The 26,320-nt window shown below is 39.0% G+C and carries 23 protein-coding genes and 1 other RNA gene; 9 read left to right on the top strand and 15 right to left on the bottom strand.

The genetic code is table 11. The features are described 5' to 3' along the window. The 3 genes from FUA48_RS10045 to creD are packed head-to-tail and all read left to right on the top strand — an operon-like array spanning nucleotide 1 to nucleotide 2,035. Entirely contained in the window at nucleotides 1–324 is a 324-nt protein-coding gene (locus FUA48_RS10045) for a hypothetical protein (protein ID WP_147583408.1), read from the top strand. A gap of 1 nt (nucleotide 325) precedes the next feature. After that, nucleotides 326–646 carry a hypothetical protein gene (locus FUA48_RS10040; protein ID WP_147583407.1) on the top strand — a complete coding sequence of 107 codons (321 nt, stop codon included), beginning with the start codon at nucleotides 326–328 and terminating at the stop codon, nucleotides 644–646. Between the two features lie 21 nt (nucleotides 647–667). Further along, complete coding sequence (creD, locus tag FUA48_RS10035; protein WP_147583406.1) at nucleotides 668–2,035, top strand: cell envelope integrity protein CreD; 1,368 nt, start codon at nucleotides 668–670, stop codon at nucleotides 2,033–2,035. A gap of 33 nt (nucleotides 2,036–2,068) precedes the next feature. Here the strand turns inward: creD and FUA48_RS10030 are convergent, their stop codons facing one another. The 3 genes from FUA48_RS10030 to FUA48_RS10020 all read right to left on the bottom strand — a co-directional run bounded on the left by FUA48_RS10030 (nucleotide 2,069) and on the right by FUA48_RS10020 (nucleotide 5,779). Beyond that, on the bottom strand, nucleotides 2,069–2,461 hold the full coding sequence (locus FUA48_RS10030) for a hypothetical protein (RefSeq protein WP_147583405.1): 393 nt from the start codon (nucleotides 2,459–2,461) through the stop codon (nucleotides 2,069–2,071). A gap of 96 nt (nucleotides 2,462–2,557) precedes the next feature. Then, nucleotides 2,558–3,994, bottom strand: coding sequence for an MFS transporter (locus FUA48_RS10025; RefSeq protein ID WP_147583404.1), 1,437 nt, complete (start codon nucleotides 3,992–3,994; stop codon nucleotides 2,558–2,560). Between the two features lie 24 nt (nucleotides 3,995–4,018). After that, nucleotides 4,019–5,779, bottom strand: coding sequence for a family 43 glycosylhydrolase (locus FUA48_RS10020; RefSeq protein WP_147583403.1), 1,761 nt, complete (start codon nucleotides 5,777–5,779; stop codon nucleotides 4,019–4,021). A 491-nt stretch (nucleotides 5,780–6,270) separates the two neighbouring features. Here FUA48_RS10020 and FUA48_RS10015 point away from each other — a divergent pair, with 491 nt between their 5' ends. Further along, a complete protein-coding gene (locus tag FUA48_RS10015) occupies nucleotides 6,271–6,972 on the top strand; it encodes a gasdermin (protein WP_147583402.1) in 702 nt (233 codons plus the stop codon). Nucleotides 6,973–7,045: 73 nt separating this feature from the next. On the opposite strand, the gene bglX is transcribed toward FUA48_RS10015, so the two are convergent. The 7 genes from bglX to FUA48_RS09980 form a co-directional block, all read right to left on the bottom strand. After that, a complete protein-coding gene (bglX, locus tag FUA48_RS10010; RefSeq protein WP_147583401.1) occupies nucleotides 7,046–9,289 on the bottom strand; it encodes a beta-glucosidase BglX in 2,244 nt (747 codons plus the stop codon). A gap of 43 nt (nucleotides 9,290–9,332) precedes the next feature. Continuing rightward, nucleotides 9,333–10,037: a carboxylesterase family protein gene (locus FUA48_RS10005; protein ID WP_147583400.1), complete on the bottom strand. Its 705-nt coding sequence runs from the start codon at nucleotides 10,035–10,037 to the stop codon at nucleotides 9,333–9,335. After that, nucleotides 10,037–11,434 (bottom strand): glucoamylase family protein, encoded by a 1,398-nt coding sequence (locus tag FUA48_RS10000; RefSeq protein WP_147583399.1) that lies wholly within the window; start codon nucleotides 11,432–11,434, stop codon nucleotides 10,037–10,039. The genes FUA48_RS10005 and FUA48_RS10000 overlap by 1 nt, the downstream gene beginning before the upstream one ends. A 55-nt stretch (nucleotides 11,435–11,489) precedes the next feature. After that, the gene (locus tag FUA48_RS09995) at nucleotides 11,490–12,905 is read right to left on the bottom strand and encodes a RagB/SusD family nutrient uptake outer membrane protein (RefSeq protein ID WP_147583398.1); all 1,416 of its coding nucleotides are present in this window, start codon (nucleotides 12,903–12,905) and stop codon (nucleotides 11,490–11,492) included. Between the two features lie 10 nt (nucleotides 12,906–12,915). Next, nucleotides 12,916–16,002: a SusC/RagA family TonB-linked outer membrane protein gene (locus tag FUA48_RS09990; RefSeq protein ID WP_147583397.1), complete on the bottom strand. Its 3,087-nt coding sequence runs from the start codon at nucleotides 16,000–16,002 to the stop codon at nucleotides 12,916–12,918. Nucleotides 16,003–16,244: 242 nt separating this feature from the next. After that, nucleotides 16,245–18,989, bottom strand: coding sequence for a LuxR C-terminal-related transcriptional regulator (locus FUA48_RS09985; protein ID WP_147583396.1), 2,745 nt, complete (start codon nucleotides 18,987–18,989; stop codon nucleotides 16,245–16,247). A 61-nt stretch (nucleotides 18,990–19,050) separates the two neighbouring features. Next, nucleotides 19,051–20,271 carry an NAD(P)-dependent oxidoreductase gene (locus FUA48_RS09980; RefSeq protein WP_147583395.1) on the bottom strand — a complete coding sequence of 407 codons (1,221 nt, stop codon included), beginning with the start codon at nucleotides 20,269–20,271 and terminating at the stop codon, nucleotides 19,051–19,053. A 207-nt stretch (nucleotides 20,272–20,478) separates the two neighbouring features. On the opposite strand from FUA48_RS09980, the gene ssrA reads away from it, so the two are divergent. Continuing rightward, nucleotides 20,479–20,877, top strand: a transfer-messenger RNA (tmRNA) gene (gene ssrA / locus FUA48_RS09975). A gap of 302 nt (nucleotides 20,878–21,179) precedes the next feature. Beyond that, nucleotides 21,180–22,484 carry a site-specific integrase gene (locus FUA48_RS09970; protein ID WP_147583394.1) on the top strand — a complete coding sequence of 435 codons (1,305 nt, stop codon included), beginning with the start codon at nucleotides 21,180–21,182 and terminating at the stop codon, nucleotides 22,482–22,484. A 112-nt stretch (nucleotides 22,485–22,596) separates the two neighbouring features. Here the strand turns inward: FUA48_RS09970 and FUA48_RS18540 are convergent, their stop codons facing one another. From FUA48_RS18540 to FUA48_RS09950, 4 genes are all read right to left on the bottom strand, one after another. After that, the gene (locus FUA48_RS18540) at nucleotides 22,597–22,734 is read right to left on the bottom strand and encodes a hypothetical protein (protein WP_240732443.1); all 138 of its coding nucleotides are present in this window, start codon (nucleotides 22,732–22,734) and stop codon (nucleotides 22,597–22,599) included. A gap of 146 nt (nucleotides 22,735–22,880) precedes the next feature. Next, on the bottom strand, nucleotides 22,881–23,162 hold the full coding sequence (locus tag FUA48_RS09960) for a helix-turn-helix domain-containing protein (RefSeq protein WP_147583392.1): 282 nt from the start codon (nucleotides 23,160–23,162) through the stop codon (nucleotides 22,881–22,883). A 44-nt stretch (nucleotides 23,163–23,206) separates the two neighbouring features. Continuing rightward, nucleotides 23,207–23,494, bottom strand: a complete 288-nt coding sequence (locus FUA48_RS09955; RefSeq protein ID WP_317130683.1) for a hypothetical protein — start codon at nucleotides 23,492–23,494, stop codon at nucleotides 23,207–23,209. Next, nucleotides 23,494–23,913: a hypothetical protein gene (locus tag FUA48_RS09950; RefSeq protein WP_147583391.1), complete on the bottom strand. Its 420-nt coding sequence runs from the start codon at nucleotides 23,911–23,913 to the stop codon at nucleotides 23,494–23,496. Before FUA48_RS09950 ends, FUA48_RS09955 begins: the two co-directional genes overlap by 1 nt. On the opposite strand from FUA48_RS09950, the gene FUA48_RS09945 reads away from it, so the two are divergent. From FUA48_RS09945 to FUA48_RS09935, 3 genes are all read left to right on the top strand, one after another. After that, nucleotides 23,903–24,787, top strand: coding sequence for a TraM recognition domain-containing protein (locus FUA48_RS09945; RefSeq protein WP_240732442.1), 885 nt, complete (start codon nucleotides 23,903–23,905; stop codon nucleotides 24,785–24,787). The two genes, FUA48_RS09950 and FUA48_RS09945, sit on opposite strands and share 11 nt — an antisense overlap. Before the next feature lie 103 nt (nucleotides 24,788–24,890). Beyond that, nucleotides 24,891–25,388 carry a helix-turn-helix transcriptional regulator gene (locus FUA48_RS09940; RefSeq protein ID WP_147583390.1) on the top strand — a complete coding sequence of 166 codons (498 nt, stop codon included), beginning with the start codon at nucleotides 24,891–24,893 and terminating at the stop codon, nucleotides 25,386–25,388. Next, on the top strand, nucleotides 25,385–26,029 hold the full coding sequence (locus FUA48_RS09935) for a nucleotidyl transferase AbiEii/AbiGii toxin family protein (RefSeq protein ID WP_147583389.1): 645 nt from the start codon (nucleotides 25,385–25,387) through the stop codon (nucleotides 26,027–26,029). Before FUA48_RS09940 ends, FUA48_RS09935 begins: the two co-directional genes overlap by 4 nt. A 37-nt stretch (nucleotides 26,030–26,066) precedes the next feature. Here FUA48_RS09935 and FUA48_RS09930 read toward each other — a convergent pair whose 3' ends face one another. Next, on the bottom strand, nucleotides 26,067–26,318 hold the full coding sequence (locus FUA48_RS09930) for a hypothetical protein (protein WP_147583388.1): 252 nt from the start codon (nucleotides 26,316–26,318) through the stop codon (nucleotides 26,067–26,069). Nucleotides 26,319–26,320 lie beyond the last annotated feature (2 nt).

The following is a 26,320-nucleotide window of genomic DNA, read 5'->3' as shown; positions in this document are numbered from 1 at the left end:
ATGGAAAAGGAATACGACATATACCAAGTATCGAAAAATCTTATCAGGCTTACCAAAAAAGTATATCTGATAACATTTATAAGCGGGTTGATTGCCTTGGGCATATCGCTCTTAGCCGAATACTTTACAGTATTAATAGTTCTATTTATCTATATGGCCTCTGCTGCAATATTCAATTTCATAATGTTTGTAAATAACCTGCAGTATATATGTTATTACAGGGAGAACCGAAACACGTTAATACTTAGAAGCTTATTGCTACTAATTAACATTCCTACAGCCATACTTATATATATAATAATTGAGTCTTTTACTACTATATAAAATGATACCAAGCAATATAAGGATACTTCTTCAAATGCCGGCAGGTCTGGTAGTTCTTGCAATTGTGATGGCACCAATGTCCCTGCTGCTTGATATATTCTGCTTCTTTCAACAGATAAATATAGAACTGTTGGATATAGAGCTTACAACCGGTACGGCTTATTACATCTGTATAATGGCAATATCAAATGGTATCGTTTTAATCATTTTTTTAACCTTTTCAATTCTATACAATCAATACCGAAAAACAATACTGAAACATACGGCTTTGCTATCATTCAATATAGCAGTAGCTACATTTCTTTACATATACTTTTTTTAACTATAACTAACAATTATCACTATGGAAACAAACGAAAAACAAGGGTTCTTTCAGTCTAACACGGCAAAAATAATAATGGTAGGGTTGCTTACCCTAATATTGCTTATCCCTCTACAATTTGTAAAAAGTCTGATTTTTGAGCGCTCACAAAGACAGAAAGAAGTAGTAGAAGAAATTAATCAGAAATGGGGAGGCAGCGTATCGTTTTATGGCCCTATACTCAAAGTTCCTTACACTATTTACGATGAAACAAGGGTAGAAAACGAAAAGACCAAACAGGTAACTTATCAACGTACTCCTTATACGGAATATGCTTATTTCTTTCCTGATGAGCTAAAAAGCAATATAGATGTAGATGTGGATTCCGACAGTAAAAAGAGAAGCATATACAAGTCTGTAGTATATACATCTAAGTTAAACTTTAAAGGAAACTACAGCCTTCCTGATTTTAGTTCGAAGAAAATTGATGCCCAAAACATAGACTGGGATCAGGCAACAGTACTAATTAAAACTACTAACATAAAAGGTATTCAGGGTGGTGTGCATATAAAAGTGGGCGATAGAACACTTACGTTTGAACCAACTGCACAATTAAGCACATCCTCTAATACCTCTGACCTTGAAACTTCACCAATGGATATAAGGGAATTATTCAAGGACGAAAAAACCCCATTCAACTTCGATATTGAATATCATGGTAGTGAAAACATAAGTATAGTACCTATAGGGAAACAAACTGAAGCCACAATGAATTCTAACTGGCATTCACCAAGCTTTAAAGGAAACTTTTTACCTAAAACCGCTACTGTAGAAGGGCAAAGCTTTCCTGCTCAATGGAGTATATCTTACCTAAACAGGCCATTTACACAGCAGTACTTTGGTACACTCCCTAACCTTAGCGATTATACATTTGAAACCGGGTTTATTATTCCGGTAGATGAATACCAGCAATCAGAAAGGGCTGCCAAATATGGGTTTTTGGTTATCGGTTTAACATTCCTGGTTTTCTTCCTTATACAAACAATAAGCAAAGTAAGTATCCATATTTTTCAATACGGCATGATAGGGCTTGCCCTTATTATGTTTTACACCTTACTTATTTCCATTACAGAGCACAGCAGTTTTATGTTGGGGTATGTAATAGCTGCTGTAGCTGTAGTGGTAATGATTGGGCTGTATTCTGTATCCATACTTAAAAATGCAAAGTTCCCGCTGTTTATCGCCATTTCACTCAGCGCACTTTACTCCTTTATCTATGTAATAATACAGCTTGAAGATTATGCATTGCTTGTGGGCAGCATTGGTTTATTCCTTATACTGGGGGCAATTATGTATTTCTCCCGAAAAATAGACTGGAACAACAGCACTGCACAAACGGCAAACGCCTAATTAAAAAAGCCCCACTTAAAGTGGGGCTTTTACTTATATAATTATACTGATTGCTTTGATATGAACCTCTCCGTTCATTTCCCATTGCTCTCCGCTTGCAGTAACCTCATCATTAACATTTACCTCTCTGTAATTACCCGGTTCGGCAAGATTAGCCCTGCTAACAGTAACAAAGTAATACTGTCCGTCACCGTCTTTAATTTGAGCAGTATACCCGTCTTTACCATGCTCAACCTTTATAACAATACCTTTTACGGTAACACTTTTGGTCTCGGCATTTGCTGAAGGTTCCGGTGTTACAACCGTAGTATTATCAACTTCGGTTACATCAGTTGCATCATTTGATACACCATCTGTTTTTTTATCGTTACAGGCTACTACATTTACAGCAACAGCAAGCACTGCAATAATCAGGATTCTTTTCATAAAGTATATTTTTTAGTTGACCAAAGATAGTTAACATGCAATGAAAAAAAAAGCCCTGCCATACGGCAGAGCTTAAATAAGCACACGCTTTATATTTTAGTGGCCTCCGGCAGTTATTTTATCTAAAGAAATACCCTGACTTTTAAGGATGCCCTGTACTCTCCATGCATAGAACACAAGGTATGCAAAACATATTACACCTACGATGTAACTTGTATGTATAGTTGTTGCATCGGCAACAACCCCCTGAATCCAACTTACAATACCACCACCCATAATCATCATGATAAGGTAGTTACTACCCTGGTTTGTCTGTTTACCAAGACCGTTAATTGCAAGAGCAAAAATACAAGGCCAAAGTGTACTACAAAATAAACCGATACTTGTAAATGCATATACACTTACCATACCTGTAGTAGCCATACCAATTATACTTGCTACAATACCAAGAGTAGAGAATATTAAAAGCATTTTTGCAGGGTTACCTTTACTCGCAATATCAGCAAGGATAAGAACTAATATTATAACCGCATAAACATAAAACGGCTGTAAATCGTGCTCTGCAATAGCGTTTACTCCTAAGAATACACCAAAGGCTAAATAAGGAGCTACAAACTTAAGTATCTTTTGTGTGTTTACATTTTGTGTAAATACCTCTACCGCACCTGTCCAACGGCCTATCATAAGGCTGGCCCAGTATAGCGATACATAAGGAGCTACATCTTTAGTGCTAAAGCCCATTCCTTTTTCAAGGTAAGCAGGAAGGTTACTTGCGGTTGCAACCTCAACACCTACATAAAGGAAAATAGCCAGCATACCTAAAACCAGCTGAGGATATTGTAAAGCCGACTTTCCTGTAGAAGAAGTCTCTTCAATAATATCTTCTTCAGTAGAAGGGTGATTAGGCAGTGATGAGAACTTTAAAAGTATAGCAGCTAATAAGAAAATAGCACCTAAAATAAGGTAAGGAGCTTTTACGCTTTCTACACTAACTTCTGTAGATGGTGATGAAACCGAACCAAAAATAGCAAAGCTCACGATAAGCGGGCCAATTGTAGTACCAAAGTTATTAATACCACCCGCAAGTGTTAGCCTTTGCGAGCCTGTTGAAGGCGAACCTAAAGCAATAGCCAAAGGGTTTGCAACAGTTTGTTGAAGTGAAAATCCAAGCCCTACTATAAACAGACCTGACAGCATTAAGGCAAAAGATCCGGTGTTAGCCGCAGGATAGAACAATAGTGTTCCCAAAGCTGATATTACCAAACCTACTGCAAGGGAATTTTTGTAACCCAATTTGTTTACGATATCCTGTTTTATTAAATAGGAAACCCCTATATAAATTAATGAACCTATAGTATATGCCACATAAAATGCAACAGCTACCAGCTGGCTTTGACTTTGAGAAAGCTCAAAAGCTTCCTTAAATACAGGAATTAAAATGTCGTTACTTGCAGCAACAAATCCCCAAAAGAAAAATACTGACACCAAGGGAATAAACTGACCCCAATTGGTCCGTGAATTAGTTGAACTCATAAATTTACTTATTATTAATAGTTGTTATTCGGATTTTTTGATCTCGGTACGTGGACCAATTCCGTTGTTATTGAATGCTTCTATCTGAAAATAATATGCGTCTGTTTTATCCAGGCCTGCAAAGTAATACTCATTTTTGCCATAAACCATAATTGAACCATACATTTTATCAGGCGATTTGCCAAAATATATAACATAACCGTCGGCATTAGGCTCCTGCTGCCATTTAAACCATACGTTTCTCCTCTCCCCCTTTTTTCTTGGTGCAGACCTAAGTGGAGCAAAGTTTTGAACCATACCCGGTTTTTCACCGTTGCCTTTACCAAAAACCCTTAAACCGCTAATGGCAAATTTACCTGTTGGCATTTGTATGTTCTCCAGCTTGATATATCTTGCCATAGCAGGCTTTTCAAGCTGAATGTAATCGTGAGGTACGTCTTTGGTATTTTTACTTTTGTCTGCAAGTATACTCCATTTTTTACCATCGTTTGAAGCATAGATAATATATTTATGCCCTGTAGTGGTTTGTGGTTTACCCATTATATCCACATCCTGATCGGCATAATTTATCTGAATTGCATTTATCGTGCTTTTCTCCCCTAAATCGGTAATGATATACTCGCCTTTTTTTGCTGTTTTTGCACTCCAGTATGTTTTAATATCCTCATTAACGGCATAGTTAGACTGAAAACCTCCTAAGGTAGACGATACCTGTACAGGCTTGTTGTAGTTAAGCAGCATCCATCCTGTAAACGAATTAAGGCCTGTATGGTCTTTATGCTGAGCCGGTAAGTAGGTAGGATAATCGCCATAGGCAGTATTAGAGTACATTACACCATCCTTATCAAACCCTGCAGGCCAGATACCTATACGTCTTTCAAAATTGTTTTTTGTAGAAATTACTATAGTTGAAACATGCCAGTAATCGTTATTAACATCCTGATATGTCCCTCCATGTCCTGCTCCTCTTGCAAAGCCTCCCGGTTTGTATGAAAACGGATTGAACGACTGGTATTCAAACGGGCCAAGTGGCTTGTCGCTTACAAATACCCCGTCTGCATATCCACTAAACTCCGTACCCGGAGCACCATATTGTAAATAGTATTTACCGTTATGTTTGGTCATAAAAGCACCTTCCATAAACGGCTGCATAAAAGTATTGTCGTTGTATTCACCAAAACGCTCCCATCCGTGTTCGTCGTCATTAAGAGCTATAAGAGGTATAACTTCACCTTCCGGCTGGAATGTTTTTCTGTTAAGCTTTACGCCATATATAGGGTAAAGGTTACTTGAACCATAGTAAAGGTAAACCTCATCGGTATCCTTATCCCAAAACATCTGCGGATCCCATGCACCCGCCTCAAACTTATGTACCAGTTCTTTCCAGTCGTCTATGGCTGGGTTTGTGCTCATCCATATAGGAAACTCTTTTCCGTGTGTAGAACCAACTACCAGCATGGTATCGTTAACAAAAGAAACCGATGGCGCACAAAGCTCATCATATACCTTATGTTCGGGCCTTAAAAATTTACGGGATATAAATTTCCAGTCAACCATGTCTTTACTGTGCCAGTAACCCCACTGGTTTGTGGAAAAAAGATAGTATTCGCCTTTAAAGAATGTAATAACAGGATCGGCAGTAGCACGGTGCTTACCCTGCTGCACAAAATTAGGAATAGGGCAATATCCGTAATCTACATTTATAGGATTACAGTAAGTAGTTTGCTGGCTGTAACCAGCTATCGTGAGTAATAATGTACTAACTAATGCTACTAATTTCTTCATGTTTACTAATTAACCGGAATTAAATTAACGGCTGCTCCTTTCCCGGTGCCGAAGAACAACCGTGATACTTAAAACTAAGCGGTAAACTCTTCTATGGATAAAGGATATGCAGGAAGCCGGTTAAAACTGTTCTTATTAAACTGTAAGGAACAGCGTAAATTTTCGTCAGTTAAAAATTTCATAAATATACATATAAGAGGTTGTACCATACTAAATGAATCTGGCAAAAATTGTATTAATTTTTGCCCAGTCCCTTAAAATTATACCATGTAACACTATATAAAATGCAGAATTCATAAATTCAAAGGTTTTCGTTAACACTAAAAAAGCCGGTAGGAAAAAAGTGATGCTATAAATACCTTATTCAGTTTTGAGGCGTTATTTAAAAAAAATACTTTTCATTAAGGCTTTTTAAAAGCAATATGTAATTTTACAAATGCATCCAACCCTACTGTATATCATCATACAGTAAGCATAAAAACCAAACAACTATGAATCTTACCAAAACATTACGCGATTTGGGCTACGATTTAATTGAAGGCCCTGTTAGAAACCATAAACCTTTACAGCTTTGGATTAAACGAAACTTTGATGAAGCTGAACTGTATTATGAATCGATTGACCATGCTTTTAAAAGCGATGTTGAGCTGAATGAAATAACTACCGATGCGCTTACGGTAAACTCCAGCACAAAAAATGACTATAACTTTAATATAGGCATCACATTGCTGGAAGATATTCTAAAATCTATGGGGCTTGGCGCCTTTAATGTATCTGCTAAAATACAGTCGGGATATAAGGTAACTATCAGTTATGATAATTCCATCACAAAAGAGTATGCCATTGGTAACATTATAAATTACCTGTCTTCGGCTGATTTTGTTCATCCAAACCCTATCCTTTTAAAAAATGCCAACCGTAATAACATCCTTTTAATTACGGGAGCAATTTTTGCCAAAAACCTTATTGTAGAGATTGAAACCGATTTTACGCTTGACAGCGAGTTGCTTGTTAAGCTTAACAACGCAGCGCAGGGCAATCTTGACTTCTCTAAAATGGGACAGAATGTGCTTAAAATGACCTCATCTGCAAACATGCATTTCCCAATAGCGGTTAAAGCCAGCAGGATAGATTTTGACAGAGGCAAGTTTAGTAACCTCAACCTGGTAGGTGATAACAGGAACTTTTTTTAAAGAACGTAACTATAATACAATTAAAAGGCTGCCACTTAGGGCAGCCTTTTGTTAAGCAAAAACAATTTCTAAATTACCTAACTAACACAAATTTATTATTCATTTCAGTTGCAGAGCTTCCGCCAACGAATACTTCAAAATCGCCCGGTTCTGCAACAAAGTCCATATCTATATTGTAAAAACGAAGGTCATCTGCCGAGATTTCAAACTCTACAGTTTTCTTTTCGCCTTTTTTAAGAGCTATCTTCTCAAAGCCTTTCAGTTCCCTTACCGGGCGCGTTACCGTACCTATTTTATCCTGAATATAAAGCTGTACAACCTCTTCCCCATCATAGTTACCTGTATTAGCAACTTCAACACTGATTTTCAGCTTATCGGTAAAGTTGATTTTATCTGAAGACAGTTTTAAATTAGAATAACTGAAAGTAGTATAGCTTAAACCGTAACCAAACGGATATAACGGACTGTTGTCTACGTCGATATATCTTGATTTGTATTTCTGCTCAGGATCGGTTTTACCAAGGTATGGCCTTCCTGTATTTTTATGATTGTAGTAAAGAGGTACCTGACCTACATTACGAGGGAACGTCATAGGTAGTTTACCACTAGGGTTGCTCACACCATAAAGTGTTTGTGCAATAGCATCTCCACCCATAGTACCAGGCCACCATGCTTCTAGAATGGCATCCATATTATCATTCTCCCAAGTAAGGGTTAACGGCCTTCCGTTTAGTAATACAAGTACAATTGGTTTGTTTAGTTTTTTCAGCTCAGCAAGGAACTCCTTCTGTATACCCGGTAAATCGATATTGGTACGGGATGCAGCCTCTCCTGTCATATTTTCAAACTCACCCATTACAGCTACAATAACATCGGCATTACGAGCGCTTTCAATTGCTTTAGCCATCATGCTTCTGTCATCCTTAAGAATCTCAACACCTTTTTCAAAGCTTACTTTACTTTTATCCTTGATTAGATTGTTTACACCTTCCTGAAGGCTTACTGCAAAACCGTAACGGTCTCCTGTTGCAGCCCATGAACCTATAATATTCCATTCATCGCTTATTAGCGGACCAACAAAAGCCACCTTCTGGTCTTTTTTAAGCGGAAGTACATTGTTGTCATTTTTAAGCAGCACCATTGATTTGTTAGCAATATCTAGTGCTGCATCAAGGTATTCTTTTTTAGTTATGGTTGCTTTTTCCCTTTTCTCATCGTTATAACGGTAAGGATCGTGGAAAAGTCCTAAATCATATTTTGCTTCCAGTATCCTGCGGCATGCATCGTCAATCTGAGCCATAGTAACCTTACCTTCATCAAGTGATTTTTTAAGATTTTTAAGGTAAACTCCGCCTACCATATCCATGTCCACACCTGCTGTAAGTGCAAGTTCGCCGGCATGCTGGTTGTCTTTAGCATAACCGTGAGGTACCATTTCGTTAATGCCTGTATAATCGGTCACCACAAAACCGTCAAAATTCCACTCGGTTTTAAGAACACCATTTACAAGGAACTTACTCCCTGTAGAAGGCACTCCTGATATCTCGTTAAACGATGTCATAAAAGTTCTTACACCTGCATCAACCGTAGCCTTAAACGGAGGTAAATAAGTTTCTCTAAGTACTCTTTCGCTCATATCTACAGTATTGTAGTCACGGCCTGCTTCGGCAGCACCATAAGCAGCAAAGTGCTTAGTACATGCAAGTATCGTTTCAAGAGACATTAAGTCGTTACCCTGAAAACCTTTTACTCTAGCAAAAGCCAGTTTAGACCCCAGGTAAGTATCCTCACCAGATCCTTCAGACACACGGCCCCATCTTGGGTCGCGTGATATATCTACCATTGGAGCAAATGTCCAGTGTACACCGGATGCTGCTGCTTCCTCTGCAGCAATTCTTGCAGAAAGCTCTGCCGCTTTTAAATCCCAGCTGGCAGCCTCCCCTAATGTAATAGGGAATATTGTTCTGTATCCGTGGATAACATCATAACCAAAAAGCAAAGGAATTTTAAGCCTTGAGTTATCCATATTAAGTTTTTGTAGTTTTCTTGTGTACTCAACACCTGTGGCGTTAAGTATAGAACCTACATTACCTTTTTTAATTTCATCTATAAAGTTGTTACCGCTTTTAGGACCTGTAATGGTACCATCGGCAGTAAACTGAACCAACTGACCTATTTTTTCGTCAATGGTCATTTTCCCCATAAGTTCTGTTACAAACTCTTCACGGGGTTTAATTTTTTTGTCGTTTTTCCCTTTTTGTGCGTGTACACTTAGCGAGAAAGCTAATAAAAATAGTGCGGTTTTAGTGTATTTCATTTTATTGTAATGTAAATTGAATCCTTTCAACATTAATCAGCTGCTATTGCTTTTGCTGCTTTAACATCCATTCATAAATTTCAGGGTTATCGTAAACCCTTGTCCAGCTATCGTGGTTAGCATCGTCAAAAATGGTAAGCTCTATATCCTTACTGCAGGTTTTAAGCTTTTTATAAATATCCATTGAATAACTTACATCTACCACATCATCCAGCAAACCATGAAAAATGCGTGTTGGTATATCTTTTATCTTACAGTTTTCTATCATAGGTACCCTGTCTACAAATCCGGCTATAGGTACAAGTGCCGCAAACATATCAGGATGTGAAAAAGCCAGGTTCCATGCTCCCCAGCCTCCCATGCTAAGTCCGGTAAGATAAATTCGGCTGCTGTCTATATTGTTTATCTTTTGAACCTTTTGAATCAGTTTATACAGTACTTCTGAGTCCCAATACTGGTCACTTGGGCACTGTGGTGCTAACACATAAGCATCCAGCTTATGGTCTTTCAAGTATTTTAAAGGTCCGTGAACCTTTACTTTTTCGAGGTCATTACCTCTTTCTCCCGAACCGTGAAGGAATATTATAAGCGGTTTCTCCTCTTTAGTATCTTCCGGTTCGTATAATAAATAATCCAACTGTTTTTCCTGCTGAATCTTAACATTAAACGAACCTTCTTTTACCGCCTGAGCAAAAGAAGGAACGCTAAATAATAATGCGGCAACAGCTGTTTTAAGTAAGCTCTTCATTAAAATCCGTATTTACCTGAATGGAATCCAAGTTTTGTTAAACCCTGCTGAACTTCAGGAGCATTCATAAACAATTCCCAAAGTAATCCTGAACGGTAGTTTTCAATCATAACTACCATAGGTCCCTGGTCTATTGCCAGATATCTTTTTGCTGCCCAGTTATCATACTCTGCACTGTGTGCATCATAAAAACCAGCCGGACCCCAAATAGTAGATTTATAGTTTTCATAAAAATTACGCATTGCTGCGATAGATTCTGTAGGCATATATACAATAGAGCTCACAGCCGCCGTAGGAGAAATAACTCCCCTATCGTTACTTGGCATGTGGGCTGTATAACCTACGCTACCGTCTTCACTGCGCGTATAAGAAGCAGTAAGGCCCCAGTAGTTTTCACCATAACCTTTATACTGCTTAGGATTTTCCACACAGTACAAATAGTCAATTTTAGTTTGGTTGTAGTTTATATCCCAGTAATTAGCATACTTGTCTGCCAATTGATTAGGATCTAGACCTACATAAGAATAATGTGCCCAAAACAGTGGCCCGCCATACTCTTCGGCACCATTGTGCTTTACCAGTAAAGGAAGGTTGTATTTTACATTACCCGATTTGATTCCGCCTCCGTTTCTTGCCCAACACTCATGGTAAACCTCAGGTTTAATAGAATGATCCGGTGAAGAAGCACCTAATACATAAGTAATAAGACATTCGTTATAACCTTCAAGGGCAAAGTTCATTTCCCATTTATATTCCGGAGACCAGTGCCAAAACAACTTATTCTGATTGTTTGTGTACCAGTTCCACTCCACACCTTTCCAAAGAGCATCAAATTTTTGAGAAAGAGCTTTTTCCTCTTCGCTACCATCCTTAAAGAACTCTCTTACACAAATGACACCTTCACATAAAAAAGCGGTTTCCACAAGGTCACCACCATTGTCTTTTTTTCCAAAAGGCTGTACTTTTCCTGTATTACCGTTCATCCAGTGTGGCCATGCACCATGAAAACGATCGGCATTCTCAAGAAAGTTTGCAATACGGGTAAGCCTTTCTACCCCCTGTTCGCGGGTAATGTAATCCTGGTTTATACCTGCCAGTATGGCCATAAGTCCGAAACCTGAACCTCCCGTTGTAACAACATGTGCATCGTTTTGCGGGTAGTTACCATCAGGATGGAAACGTTCACGGGCTAATCCCGAATTTGGTTCGGCATAATCCCAGAAATATTTAAAGGTTTCCTTTTGTACCACATCAACCAACTGCTCATCTGTAAGCTTTTCTTCTGCAGTTTCTATTTTATCTTCTTCAGATTTAGAAGTTCCCGAACCACAGGCTACAAACAATAAAGCCGGAATGGCTAAAGCTAAACTTTTAAGACTTGTAATTTTAATTTTCATAGTAAGATATCTTCCTCTCACTATTACCGTGAGAGGAAGATGTATTTATTTTTTATTAATAACCAGGGTTTTGAGACATTTCAGGAGTTTGGATCAACTGATTGTAAGGTATTGGGAATAACTCGTGTGTACCTACAATAAATGTTTTACCATTTGCCTGCATAGCTGCAGCAGCCTGTCCTGTTCTAATCAGGTCAAACCATCTGTCGTGCTCAAAAGCAAGTTCAAGCCTTCTTTCTTTCCAAATTGCCTGTCTAAGAGCAACTCCTGATATTCCTGTTACAGGATCAAGATCTACCCTCTCTCTCACAACATTCAGGTTAGTAAGTGCAGCTCCTGTATTACCTAATTCGTTTGCAGCCTCTGCAGCAATAAGGTATATTTCACCAAGTCTTAATACACGGATGTTTTTATCTCCGTCTCCGTCACCTGCATTTGCGCTGGAATAAGCTTTTTCATTGTACATTGGGTTTTCAACCGATGCACTTACCTCACGTCCGTCAAATAATGTTTCACCTGCAAAAATGATTGTAGCATCTCTACGGATAACATCACCTTCTGCATTAAATGCATCAAGAAGGTTTTGTGATGGCGTATTAAAGCCCCAACCCCAACCACTGGTACCACGAGCACCTTGTGTTTGCGAATATTGTTGTACACCGTGAGCTACAGATTCACCTCTTGCCTGTACTTCAAATATAGACTCTGTACCATTTTCGCTACTGGCTCTCCAAAGCACAGCATAGTCTGCTTCAAGGCCATATTGACCGGAAGTAATTACAGTTTGAGCCATATCATAAGCTTCCTGCCATTTTTCCTGATATAAGTATACTTTAGAAAGTAGTGCCTGTGCAGCACCTTTAGTAGCACGTCCTAAATCTTCAGAAGCGTATTCACTTTTTTGTGGTAATCTGTCAATAGCGTCTAAAAGGTCCTGTTCTATATAAGCATATACCTCTTCTTTAGAAACTCTATCTACCAGATTTATATGTTGTAATGGCACATCGCCCCAACCTCTTACAAGAAAGAAATAGTTGTATGCCCTTAAGAACTCTGCCTCACCTATTAAGCGGCTTCTGTGAGCATCACTTATCCCTTCATAAGTCTCTGTTAGTTCGATAGCTGCCGTAGCACGACCGATAGATTTATACCAGTTAGACCACATAGCTCCAAAAGAGCCTGAACTACTTGTAAATAATAACTGATCCAGTTCCTGCTTATCTCCTCCTGTATCAGAAGGTGAACTACCTTTATCTGAATTGTCAGATAAGATTTCTGTTATTCCAAGATAAGAGAATGCGTAATCCCACTCTGTAAGCTGCCCGTATATACCTATAACAAGAGCATCGGGAGTTGCCTGATCTGTTTCAAGATTTTCTCTTGACGGTACATCAAGATAATCTTCACTACAGCCAGCTAAAAATGCAGCTGCAAAAAACATACAAACTATTTTTCTATATTGATTTTTCATAATGCCAATTTTATAATGTTAGTGATACACCAAAAATGAAACTCTTAGTGTTAGGATAAGCAGAAAGCTCTATACCCGTAGTTTCTCCCGGTAAACCATTACTGTTTATCTCCGGCGTAAATCCGCTGTATTTAGTAAACAGGAATGGGTTTTGAGCCGTACCGTATACTCTTACTGATTCTATACCTTTAAACAATTCTCTAAATGTATAACCTACAGTAATGTTATTAATTCTGAAATAATCACCATCTTCAAGATAGTAGCTTGAAGCTCTTGAATCTCTGTTTGCTCCCGGTGTAGAGTTTGAAGTACCAGGACCAGTCCAACGACCGTCAAACATATCTACAGGGAAGTTTTCACCTCCGTCAATACGCGTACCTTTAAGTCCGTTATAAACTTTATTACCGCCTACGCCATAACCATCAACAGAAAAATCTATGTTCTTGTAATTGAATCCGACGTTGATACCATAAGTAAAGGTAGGGATATAAGAACCAAAAGTCTTTTTATCGGCATCATCAATTCTTCCGTCACCATTTTGGTCTTTATATTTTAAATGACCCGGCTGTGCTCCTGCAATATGCGGATTAGCATCAATCTCTTCCTGAGTTTGCCAAACACCATCTGCCTCATACATCCACCATGAATAGATAGGCTGACCTTCTGTAAGTCTTTTGGTTATCTGACCGTTAGCTAAGCTACCACCTGTATAACCATCATAAGCAGGTTTAACATTTTGAACTGTGTTTTTATTGTTAGCAAATGTACCCCCTATAAAATAGTTAAAATCATCACCTAGAGTATCTCTCCAGTTTAGGCCAATTTCAAAACCTTCGTTAAGAATATCACACGCCTCATCATAAAAAGCAGTACTGGCAGCAGAATTAAGGACAGGATTGATTAATAAGTTTGCACCATCTGTAAGCCTGTGGTAGTAGTCTAAACTACCTGTAAGTCTTCTGTTAAGTAATTCAAAATCAACACCGGCATTCCACTCTTTTGTAGTTTCCCATGATATAGGTAAAGCCGGGGAAGAATAATAACTACCAAATACCATATCCTGGTTTGGTCCTAATACATAATTGTATGAACCACTATTGTTTCCTGATCTAAGAGTTGTTAAATTGAAAGGAACACTTGCATTACCAATTTCACCATATCCACCTCTTATTTTAAGGAAGTTAACAAAACTTACATTGCTTAGGAAGTCTTCTTTTGAAAGTACCCATCCTGCAGAGAAAGAAGGGAATGTACCCCAGTATTCTGCATTTTCTTTAAAATTACTGTTACCGTCTCTTCTTATATTAGCAGTAACTAAATACTTTTCATTATAATTATACTCAACACGGCCAAAATAAGAAAGTAAATGAATTGGCGTACTGTAGAATTGTGATGCTTCGGCTGTATATCCCTGAGATTGGTCTATATTCCAATATTGCTCTTCATAAGGTACATTCCAGTCTTTTACCCTTGCAGTATAAACATCATTTCTCTTATCTTTAGTAATACCACCTATAACTGTAAAATTATGGTTCTCAAAAGACTTGTTAATTGTAAAGAAGGTATCCCAGTTGTAACGGAAACTTTCTACATTTTTATATTCTAATGAGTTGTTTGCCCATGTTACAGATTCTGGGTTTGCAATTTGATTATCAATAAACTGCTGCTCAGTTCTTGTTGGGTCATTTGTTAACCAAATACCTTTAATATCGCTAAAAGTTCTTGTTTTAGCAAAACTCTTAGTAAGTCCCAGCCTTGAGTTAACTTTTAACCAATTAGTAACCTTTAACTCTGCATCAAACATACCCTGAAGATAATCTACATTAGTTTCTTCATTTTGGTAATATACATTAGCAAGAGGGTTACCTATAGAGTTTAGTCTACCTATACTTTCACCGTCTCCGGCAACATAACCAACCATACCTGTTGTTGTATTATAGAAAGCCTGACCAAAAGCACCATTATCATAATGAGTAGGTACTATAGGAGCCTGTCTGTAAGCATCATTAAACGCACCAAAAGGTTTAGGGTTTATTCTTGTATGAGCATAAGTAACATTTTGGCTTAGTTTAAGCCTGTTATCTAATACCTTAAATGAAGTATTAGAGCGTAAAGTGTTTCTTGCAATCTTTTGATTATCAAGAATACCGTCTTCAGAATAGTTGTTATAACTTACATAATAATCTGCATTGTCACTACCTCCTGAAATAGCAATGCTGTTGATTGTAGTTTTACCTAAATCAGTAGTCTCATCTAACCAGTCAGTATCATACGGCTGATTTTCCTGTAAGAATCCTGAGGTTCTTCCCTGGAAAGTAAGATTTTCATTAAAATAAGTTACATACTGGCTTGAATTTGCCATTTCAACTTTGTTAAGCAATGATTTTACTGCATAAGATGAACTTGCAGAAATTTTCATTGTTCCTGATTTTCCTTTTTTAGTAGTAATAAGGATTACACCGTTTGCAGCATTAGAACCGTAAATTGCAGCAGATGAAGCATCTTTAAGTACATCCATAGTAAGGATATCGCCCGGGTTAATATTATCAATACTACCCACAACGATACCGTCTACAACATATAAAGGACTACTTCCACCCACAGCCGTACCTAAACCTCTAACTCGTACAGTTGGAGTGGCACCCGGAGCATCATTATTAATAATGTTAACACCGGCAATTTTACCCTGAATAGAACCCATTGCATTGTACTGAGGCTGTTTTGCAAACTGCTCTGCCTTAACTGTACCTACAGCACCTGTTAAGTCAGATCTTTTTGTAGTACCGTAACCTACAACTACCACCTCTTCAAGTGTAGAGTCGGCACTTGGTTTCAATGTAACAGACATGCCAGTTGAAGCATTTACTGTCATTGTATCAAATCCAAGCATTGAAAACGTAAGGGGCTCCCCTTCTTTTGCCGTAATGGTAAAATTACCATCTAAATCGGCAACTGTACTTGTGTTAGATTGTGTGGCCACAATATAAACATCAGGAATAGGCAGACCGCTTTCATCCACTACCTTTCCTGTTATTTCCTGTGCATAGGTTATATAACCACCAAGCATAAGAAATACTCCAAGAATAAAGTTTTTCATAAATCGATTATGTTAAAGTTAGTTGAACACTAAATTAGTGACTATAACGTTGTAGTGTGCCTTTCTTAAGCATATCTTAAGCACATCATACATGCTATTTTAAGACATAAAACACTTAATAACAAAAAGATACAAAAGAAGCAGGTACATCATTAAAACAGCTAATGATGTAGTATTGATGAGTTGAAATATGATAATTATTGTAGTTAAAAAATAGTTTTTAGATAAAAAACGAGGCTCAATTATACATTAATCATAAAGCTATAGAGACTTTCTTCCTGATTTATATTTAATTTTTTTCTCAATCTGTATCGATGTAGTTCTACGCCGCGATAAGAAATATTCATTAAAGGAGCTATTTCTTTAGACGATAAATTCATCTTTAAATAGATACTCAGTTTAATATCTTTTGAAGTAAGGGTTGGATATTTTTGAGTAAGTCTGTCCACAAATTCTTCATGGCTTTTTATAAGGTTTTTCTCAAAACTCTGCCATTCATTTTTACTAATCGAACTGGTTTTAATAATTTTCTTGATTTTTCCTTTAAGCTCATCACCTTCAGCTTTGCTTTCTAATGCTTCCTGAATACTTTCTATCATTTCGCTATGCTTGGCAATAGATAATGATTTACCTGCAACCTCCGAAGCTTTATTCTGCACCTCCATTTCAAGCATGTGCTTTTCATGTTGTTGCTGTCTCATTTTATTTTCTGCCTCCATTTCAAGCTCAAGTATTTCTTTTCTGTGCTTAAGCTCTTCATCATTTAGTCTTATCTTTTGTATATACCTCACCTTATTCCAGCGATAATACACAAAGAACACCGAAGAAACAACCAACACATATACAACTATCATCCAAACAGAAAAATACCATGGTAATGCTACATGAAATTTGTAGCTGGCAACTTCAATATACTCTTTACCATTATTGTAGTATACAGAAAACTCCTGTTGTCCGCTACTTAGGTTATTCAGATTTACATTACCATTCTTAACAGCCTGGTAATTTCCCTCATTATTGAGCCTGTAAAACAAATCGGGCTTGTTATACCCGTAATAATCGGTTAAAATATTCATTTCAACCGGCTGATTGTATTTAATCTTTGTGTCCTGCCCTATCAGTTTGTCTTTGTAAAAAGCCTCAATAATAATATCCGACTTCATTTTTACAGTATTGGAATCATCAAAACTTAAAAATCCGTCATCAAGATTCACTAATAGATTATCTCCGCCTTTAAACACTCGCGTATCTTCCATTATTAGTTTACCCTGATAGTATTTTTCAGGTAAAAGGTGCCACACAAAACCTTTAGCATCTCTTGCTATCAAATAAAGTAAGCCGTTTTTAATAACTAAAAAACGGTTATCATCTATAGGCGATACATCTGTTATGTTCCTAAAAGAATCATTAAAAATCTTATTTTCCTCCAGCTTAGAGTTAATACTATTATAGGTATACCATGTATTATCTATGTAAAACAATATTTCATCCCTATACCTAAAAATCTTAACGGCATAATCGTTATCTATACCATTTTGCTTAGACACATCGGTAAAACGGATTGTATTAAAACCGGAATCATAGGTTATCCTGTATAATCCACGGTAATTATCAGCAGCCCAAATTTCACCTGGTTTGTTTTGCGCCAGGTTTTTAAGGGGTTTACTAAGGCTGTCAATCTTTTTATAGTCACTTAGATCATTTATATCTTTATACACTGCTATACCTGCATAATTAGCCTGAAAATAAGCCTGATCATAATCGCTTTTAATAAATCGCCAACCCCCATTTATAGCTCCTCTCTTTACAAACGATTTACCATCATACTTAAAGGTACCGTCATTATGACCTATTATATACTCAGAACCGTGCTTATAAATATCCCAAACCTGACCTTGTGAACCTTCAACCGTTCTAAGCGATTTATCGCTATATTTAAAGAGTCCGTGGTTAGTAGCAAACAAATACTCATCATTAGTAACAGAAAGTGAATAAACGGAACCTAAAATACCCGAGTTATCAAAAAATACGGATACAGGAGAATTGACCTCAACATGTGCTATACCATTATCAAGCCCTAACCAAAGGTCTTTTTCCTTATCCAGAGTAATAGAGAGTACTGCGTTATTATTTAAAGCGTTTTGCCTGTTTATATTGTAATATGAATTGGTATTTATGTCTACTATATAAATACCTTTTAAGGCGCTGCCTATTGCGAGCCTATTAGCATCAATAAACTTGGCAGAAAGAATAATATTTTGTCTCAGCAGATTATTTACGGGGGAATCCCAAGATGTTATACCCTTTTCATCTCCCACAAAAACGCCGTTGTTTTTTGTGAATATAAAAAAGCGTCCGTTATTCATTTCCATACCATGAATAACATTATTTTCTAACTGAGTCCAAGCGGTAATCTTTTCCCATGTGTTGTTATTAAGGACATAGATACCATGTTGAACCGAAGCTGCATATATTTTATTGTCTACCACATAACAGTAAGAAACAAGCGAAGGGAATCTTAATTTTTCTACCTCTCCGTTATTTTCTACATATAAAGCATTAAAAGACTGAAAATAAAATTTACCGTCATGCTTAAATATTTTCCAAATCTCTTCATTATCAAAACTTCCTGTGAAAATATTCTTGTCTTTTGATAACGAAAAGTATTCCATTACACCATTTATCCTTTTCCAGTAACCAAACTCGCGATAAGAGCCACAATAAATCTTATCAGCATCGGCATAAATAGATCTGATAATGGTTTTATTTGGCAGAGAGTATTTTTCCCATTTTACTCCGTTAAAACGTAAAAAATAATGTGTGTTGGCAAAGTAAAGCGCATTATCATCACCCTGATTTACACTCCAAACCTGATTATCTCCATTATAATCTGCCTTTGTAAAGTTCTCTACAAAGGGAAGTAAATCCTGAGCGGTAAGTTTAAGAGTGACTATTAAAAAAAGGGTAAGGAGAAATCTTACTTTCATTATGAGGACAATTTAGCTTACCAAATTTAGTAAACTAATATCATTATAAAAAAAATGCCCCTTAATTATGGGGCACTTCGTTGTTTTCACTTATATAATCTTCAAGGTATTTAAACCTTTGGGTAAGATTTCCGTTATGGGTTATCAATGCTCTTTTAAGTATACCATCGGTATCATCATTAAAAAATGCAGGAATAACATATTTAAGGAACATGTCACCAAATCCCTCACTGGCATCCTTAGGCAATTCACAAGGTAAATTGTCTACAGCCATTACTACAATAGCCGAAGGGTGGTACATGTCTATCTCTGTATTTTGCCCCGCATGATAACCATAAAAAGGTTCAGCGATAGTAGAAGCCCTCAGCGTACTTGCTATTGGTCCGGCCACATCACAAGAAATATCGGCAACTACCTTAATCTTATTATTTTTTGAAGCCAACATTTCGCGGGTTACTATAGCAGGAGAACCATTTGCATAAAAATGCCCCGCTATAAAGATATCTGCAACGGTAGAGAATCTTTCGAAATCTGACTCATATTTATCCGGATTTACATAAAAGTCCTCTTTAGTAGCTTGTTTTCCATCTTTACGTCTGTTATAGTCGGTAACATCAAGCTGAACATATACAGGTTCGGTATAGGTTTTAGTAAGGAAGTTTTCTACACTAACCTCTTTTATTTTTATGGCATCTAAAATCTCTTTAGCACCCATACCTACTTTTCCTTTACCAGTTAAAACAATTTTTACAGGAGGCAGGAACTGTTTTTTAAGTTTAGAAATAAGCGTTTGCTTGTCTGGTTGAGTCTCTGCTTTAGGTAAATTAAAAAGGTCATATTTCAAACCAAATGCCCTGAAACAATTATATGCTCCTACATTACCGGCATACTGGCCAAACCCAATTAAACGCTTGTTACCTGCGTCTACTATAGTTTCATGATCGTATAAATCAATATGCTTATTAATGATAGCCTGAAGCAGTTTACGGTTATGAGCCTGCTTTTTAATGGTATGTGAAAAGAAAAAATATTTTTTGCCGGGAATAAGAGCCTCTATAGGCACCTCTTTTACACCTAATAAAATATCACAGTCACTCAGGTCATTACTTAATTCAAAACCCAGTACCTTGTATTCTTCATCTTTAAAAACCCTTATATCTGAAGGTTCTACCTTAATTTCTGCATGCGGAAACTGCTTCTGCAGCTCGGCCAATTTTTGTGGTGAGAACACTACCCTTCTGTCTGGCGGAGACTTTCTTTCTTTAATGATTCCGATTTTCATTGCAACTTTTTTAAAGATAAAATAATGTTATCATACCGTCTTCGAAAACGTTTTTTATAAAATAATATAACTTTACATCAAAAACAGTGTTCAAATATAACAAAATTTGAATGCCTCAGCAATTAAAAAATTAAAATAAAAATGCTTAAATTTGCTGTCTTGTTTGGCATATTTATTGGATATACCTTACTAAGAAAAACTTACCATGGGGTCGACTGGTTTTGACAGCAGGCCGAATTGAACAGTAAGCACGTCGAGAAGGGGACGATTCTCGTTAATACAAGTCTCAACACTTTTAAACGGCGAAAATAATTACGCTCTTGCTGCTTAATCTGAATTATAGTAAGATTTTAAGCCTCGTTCCTACCAGGTAGGAAGGCGGGATTCTCCTGAAAAGCCCTGGTTTATGGCGTTTCATATAGGAGAACCGAAAAAATAGACCTGGAGGTTTTTTTGCTTCGCGGAGACCTCGAGACTTTAGAAGCTAAGTAGTGTGTGGCAGTTTTCGGCCTTGCACACTATCGAAAATCCAAGCGAAAACTAAACGTGTAGAAAGCTCTTTGCTTCCCTGTTTGGACCCGGGTTCGATTCCCGGCGATTCCACAGAGACGGTTGGATACAAACTTTTCAAAGTTTGCAAAACCAACCAAAATCTTCTGAAAAGCCCATAAAACCTGCAAATTTATTGATTTGCAGGTTTTTTTTATTTCTACCTGTTTCAACATAATTTTCAAAAGCTGGCAAAGTTTACGGTGCAATTTCGGTGCAATTCTGCTGCGACGGAAAAAGTGCACCGAATTTGCACCAACAAAGAGCGTAAACAACTGTATTACAACCAATAAAGCAGTTTTACATCTTGACTAAAATAGGCTGTAATCTTATATTTATTAACTTAAAAGTGTAAAGTTATGTTAGAAACAAGTTTTGGACTAAACTTCTTTATGAAGCCGCAAAAAAAAGAAACTACACTTAGGTACATCTACCTGAGAATAACAGTAGACGGAAAACGAAAGGAAACCTCGACTAAAAGAACCTGGGATATCCAAAGATGGGATACCAAAACAGAAAGAGCCATCGGCAGTAAGGAAGATGCCAGGGAACTTAATCATTTTCTGGATACCCTTGAGATGAAGATAAACAAATACAAAACCGACCTTTTATATAACGAGAAGACAATCTCAGCCCAACGTATCATGGATTTTGTACTGGGACGTGTCAGCTCTAAGGCAATGCTGCTGGCTGAATTCACAAGCCACAACCGTGAGATGCTTGCCCTTGTCGGAAAGGATTATGCCATGGCAACCTATAAAAGGTATGAGACAGCGCGCTCCCATGCCTGCGATTTTGTGCTTTACCAATATAATAGCGAAGATATTGAACTGCGTGATCTGGACTATGATTTTATTGCAAACTATGAACTGTACCTTAAAACGGTACGGAACTGTGTCAACAATTCGGCATTAAAATATATTGCCTGTTTGAGGAAAGTGGTAAACAGGGCCATTGATAAAAACCTTATTGCACAGGATCCCTTCAGGGCGTTCAGGAGAAAAAGGACTAAAACCAATAAGTGGCCCCTGACCTTAAAAGAATTAACCGTACTGGAAGAAAAAGAGTTTACCACCAAACGTCTCGAGGTAGTGCGCGATATTTTTATTTTCCAGTGCTATACAGGGCTTGCATATATCGATACCTACCAGCTCAGGAGAACCGATATAAGAAGCGGCATAGACGGAGCGGGCTGGATCATGTCCAAAAGGCAGAAAACCGGAAATATAACCAACATACCCCTGCTGCCCAAAGCACAGGAAATTATTGAAAAGTATAAGGACCATCCTTTATGTGTAGCCAGGGGAAGTGTCCTTCCGGTTTCATCCAACCAGAAGATGAATGCCTACCTAAAAGAAATAGCTGCACTCTGCGGACTGGATTGTGAACTTAACACCCATAAGGCACGACGTACCTTCGGCAGTACGGTCACCCTTAATAACGATGTTCCCATACATGTGGTTAAGGAAATGCTGGGACACTCTTCTATTCGACAAACCGAATCCTATGCCCTGACAACAGAACAGACCATCGCCAGGGAAATGAAAGGGCTCACAGGCCGCCTGAACAGCAGTCAGGTACAAATTCCAAAGGAAGGTCTCGAGATCATCAGTAAACTGGAAGAGGAACTAAGGCAGCTCAAAGAAAAATATGGAATAAAATAGAACTTTGTAAGCTCAAGGATAAAAGCAGTCACCTTTTTTACAATAGGATTATGCTGCATTTCATCATGCTCATCAAAGCACATACGGTAAGCAGAAATATAAAAAGACAACCTTACGGTTGTCTTTTTATATCCACCTCACTTCGTACACCAGGATGGTACGAAGGCCTGTAGGCAATCAGGTCCATTTCCTGCAGTTCCCGCAGGTATTTGTGATAGGTCGGCAGGGTACGTATGTGTGATAAGGCCATTATCCGGGTTCTGCTGACTTTCACCGCGGTGGACCTTCCCTGTCGCACCGCAGCGAGGCCTATGGCAGTAAGCAGTGCAGAATGCCAGACCGAAAGGCGATGGTCAGCTGCTATGGCTGAGAGGTACCGGATCAGTTTCTCCGCATTCATCCCTTTTCTTGTTCTTTGTTAAACAATTGTTCCAGATCGGACCGGTTGTAATAGTAGGAACCCAGAATTTTCCGAAACCTTACTTTACCCGTTATCCTGAGGTTCTGAAGGGTCCCGGGAGAAATATCCAGGATCTTGCGCACCGCCCTGCCCTTTAGCCAGTCTACCGGGAGCTTTGGTTCATTTCTTGCTTCTTCCTGCTCGAGCAGCGCACGGATTGTGCCGATTAGCTTTTGCCCGAACTGATGGAGATCTTCCCTTGTTAGTCGCTCTTTCATAACATCGTAGTATAAGGGTTATCATTAAAATATTATTGTCCGGCTTACTCCATAAAATGGATTATACTGGGCCGGGTCTTTTTTTTGGAGGGCAGATAACGAAGATAGCCGTAGGCATCCAGATCCTTAAGGCAACGACAATAGGTTTTAAGAGCTGAGATTTTGGCAAGGGGCATAATCTGACGGCTGTAGGCAGCGATGGGATTTACAAAGCCTTTCTGCTTCCTGTAATGCAAAAGCGCCGCAAATATACCGATGTGTGTACTGCTGATTCTTCCGTCATTTTGAATCCGGTCAAAAAAAGCAGTTAGAGGCCGTAGTTGCTCCATCATTATAGTTTTTGCGCACTACGGCGTTGTTTCTTTTGCTTTTCTTCACCGGTTCCCTGCTCATCGGCGGCCTTTGAGGCTTGTCTTCGTCCCTGCCTGGCCGACTGGCCCTGTTTCTCACGCTGCTGCTGGTCTTTACCCTGGCGCATGTCCAGCCTGTTTTTATCCGCATCATAGACATTGACCGTCTTAAACTGCGGGTTGGCCTCCACATACTGTTTTACCTCCTGCCCGTCTTTAATAAAGGTCGCGGATTGCAGATTTCCTTTTTTCAGGGAATTCATAAGATCTTCCTTATGCGAGGGATTGTCCAGCTCCTTAATCGGATGTTTACCTACTGCTGCCTCAAGGTCATAGCCGTAATTCTCGTGGTAGTGGTTCAGCCTGAAATTGCCGTTGTTGTCGGTATCTTTGAAGTCCAAAGAAACCCACGCCTATCTGAACGATGTCATGGAGCAGCTGGAGGGCCAGATTGCCTCGGCTAAGATTGCCCTGGCAAGATTGTCCTCCCCACAGCTGTATTATGTGCTCTCGGGCAATGATTTTACCCTGGATATCAACAATCCCGAGGACCCTAAGATTGTCTGCATGGGCAACAACCCGCAAAAGATACAGATCTACGGTGCGGTGCTTTCCCTGTACGTGACAAGGCTGGTAAAACAGGTTAATAAAAAAGGGAAACTCAAAAGCAGTCTGGTATTCGATGAGTTCCCTACCATCTACCTCAATAACATGGACAGCCTTATTGCCACGGCAAGAAGCAATAAGGTAGCCACCTGCCTGGGCATACAGGATTTCAGCCAGCTGCGTAAAGACTACGGACGCGAACAGGCCGATGTGATCATGAACATTACAGGGAACATCATCTCAGGGCAGGTCACCGGGGATACCGCCAAGCAACTCTCCGAGCGTTTTGGCAAGATCATGCAGGACCGGGAGAGCCTGTCCATCAACAGCAACGATACCTCCATCAGCCGCTCCAAACAGCTGGAATCAGCCATACCGGTCTCGAAGATTGCCGCGCTGAGCTCCGGGGAGTTTGTGGGGATGGTAGCCGATGACCCCATGAATAAGATGGAACTCAAGGCGTTCCATTGTGAGATATTGAACGATCATGAGGCCATCAAAAAGGAAGAAGCAGGCTATAAGGAAATCCCGCTTGTACGCAAAATAGACCCATTGATGGTACAACGAAATTATGCACAGGTAAAGCAGGATGTGCAGGAGATCATACAATCGGAAATGGAAAGGCTGCTGGCCGACCCCGCCCTGTCTTACCTGGTTATCCGTAAATGATTTGTGTATGTAGTAATTCATTAATCTTTTTATACCTATGAACGTAAGAAGCTTAAGACCGAAACAAATTGCATTTGTAAGCAAAAATGCTTACATTTGTACTATGGAAAAGCGATTTGAGAAATACCGGGGTATCCATCCGGGCATCATACTGGAGCGGGAACTCAGAAAGAGAAACCTCGCCCAGCGCCCCTTTGCCTTATCGGTAGGGCTGGCCCGACAATCGTTTAACCAGATCATCAAAGGCAAAAGAAACCTGCCCCTGCCCGCCGCACTAAAAATTGACCGTGAACTGGGGATTGAGCAGGGTACCCTGGCACTGTTGCAGACGCACTATGAGATCGAAAAAGAGAAAAGGAAACTCCTGCAGGAAAACCGTCCTGATCTGCAGCTGCTGCGCAAAAGCCTCTTCTGGGATACCGACAGTGAGACTATCGACTGGATAAGGCAGGCGCGTGCGGTAATCCTGCGCGTGTTCGAAAGGGGAAACTTTACCGAGAAAAAGGAAATACTTCGCTTTTACGGGCCTGAGAAAACAAGACAGGTACTCAGGGATAACACTAATACTGCCGGCGCAGTTCAATGGGATAAGGCTATATGATACACTGGAATACGGTAAGCGAATCCTTGCGTGAGGCGCTGCTTCTACTGATGCAGGCCGATGCGTTAAAAGAGTTCCGCCTGGTGGGCGGTACGGCGCTCAGCCTTCAGCTGGGGCACCGCATATCGGTGGATATCGACCTTTTCACTGATGCTGACTACGGTTCGGTAGATTTTGGGGCGATAGAATCTTTTCTGGAACTTGCCTTCCCCTATCTGGATAAAGGCTTCGGTACGGCCATCGGTATGGGGAAATCCTATCTTATCGGTAGGGATAAAGAGAATGCCGTAAAGCTGGACCTGTACTATACCGATCCTTTCATCACACCACCCTTTAAGATAGAGGATTTACGTATGGCTACAGCAGAAGAGATCATTGCCATGAAAATGGATATCGTGCAGCGTGGTGGCAGGAAAAAGGACTTCTGGGACCTGCACGAGCTTTTAGCTTCGCATGCGGTTTCCCAAATGATCGCGCTCCATGAAAAGCGCTATCCCTACACACACGACAGGCAGCGTATTGTTGCCAATTTCACCGATTTTAGACTGGCGGATGATGATTTTGACCCGGTAAGCCTGAAAGGCTATTACTGGGAACTCATCAAGGAAGACCTGGAGCAGGCGCTCGGGGATATGACCTGAAAATTGTTTGAGTCAAATGGGTGAATCAGATCTTCGGTTACTTTTCTACCAACATGACAATATCGGAGAGCAACTCTTCCCTGATACAGCCGGCAATATAGTCGGCTGCTTCTTTTCTGCGCGCAGTTTCCACACTAAAATAATGCATATAAAAGTGTTCATCCTCATCATCAAAGTGAATGATATCGGTATAGCACTGCGCAATAAGGCTTCCTTTGAGGCTGAGGATCTTTCGGGCTGTAGGTGTATCGACCTCCTTTTTGACCCGAAAACGTAGGATTGTATTCATTG

Source organism: Flavobacterium alkalisoli (genome assembly GCF_008000935.1).
GTDB classification, from domain to species: Bacteria; Bacteroidota; Bacteroidia; order Flavobacteriales; family Flavobacteriaceae; genus Flavobacterium; species Flavobacterium alkalisoli.
Note: the sequence above shows the minus strand (reverse complement) of the source record. Positions and strands in the feature narration are given on the sequence as shown.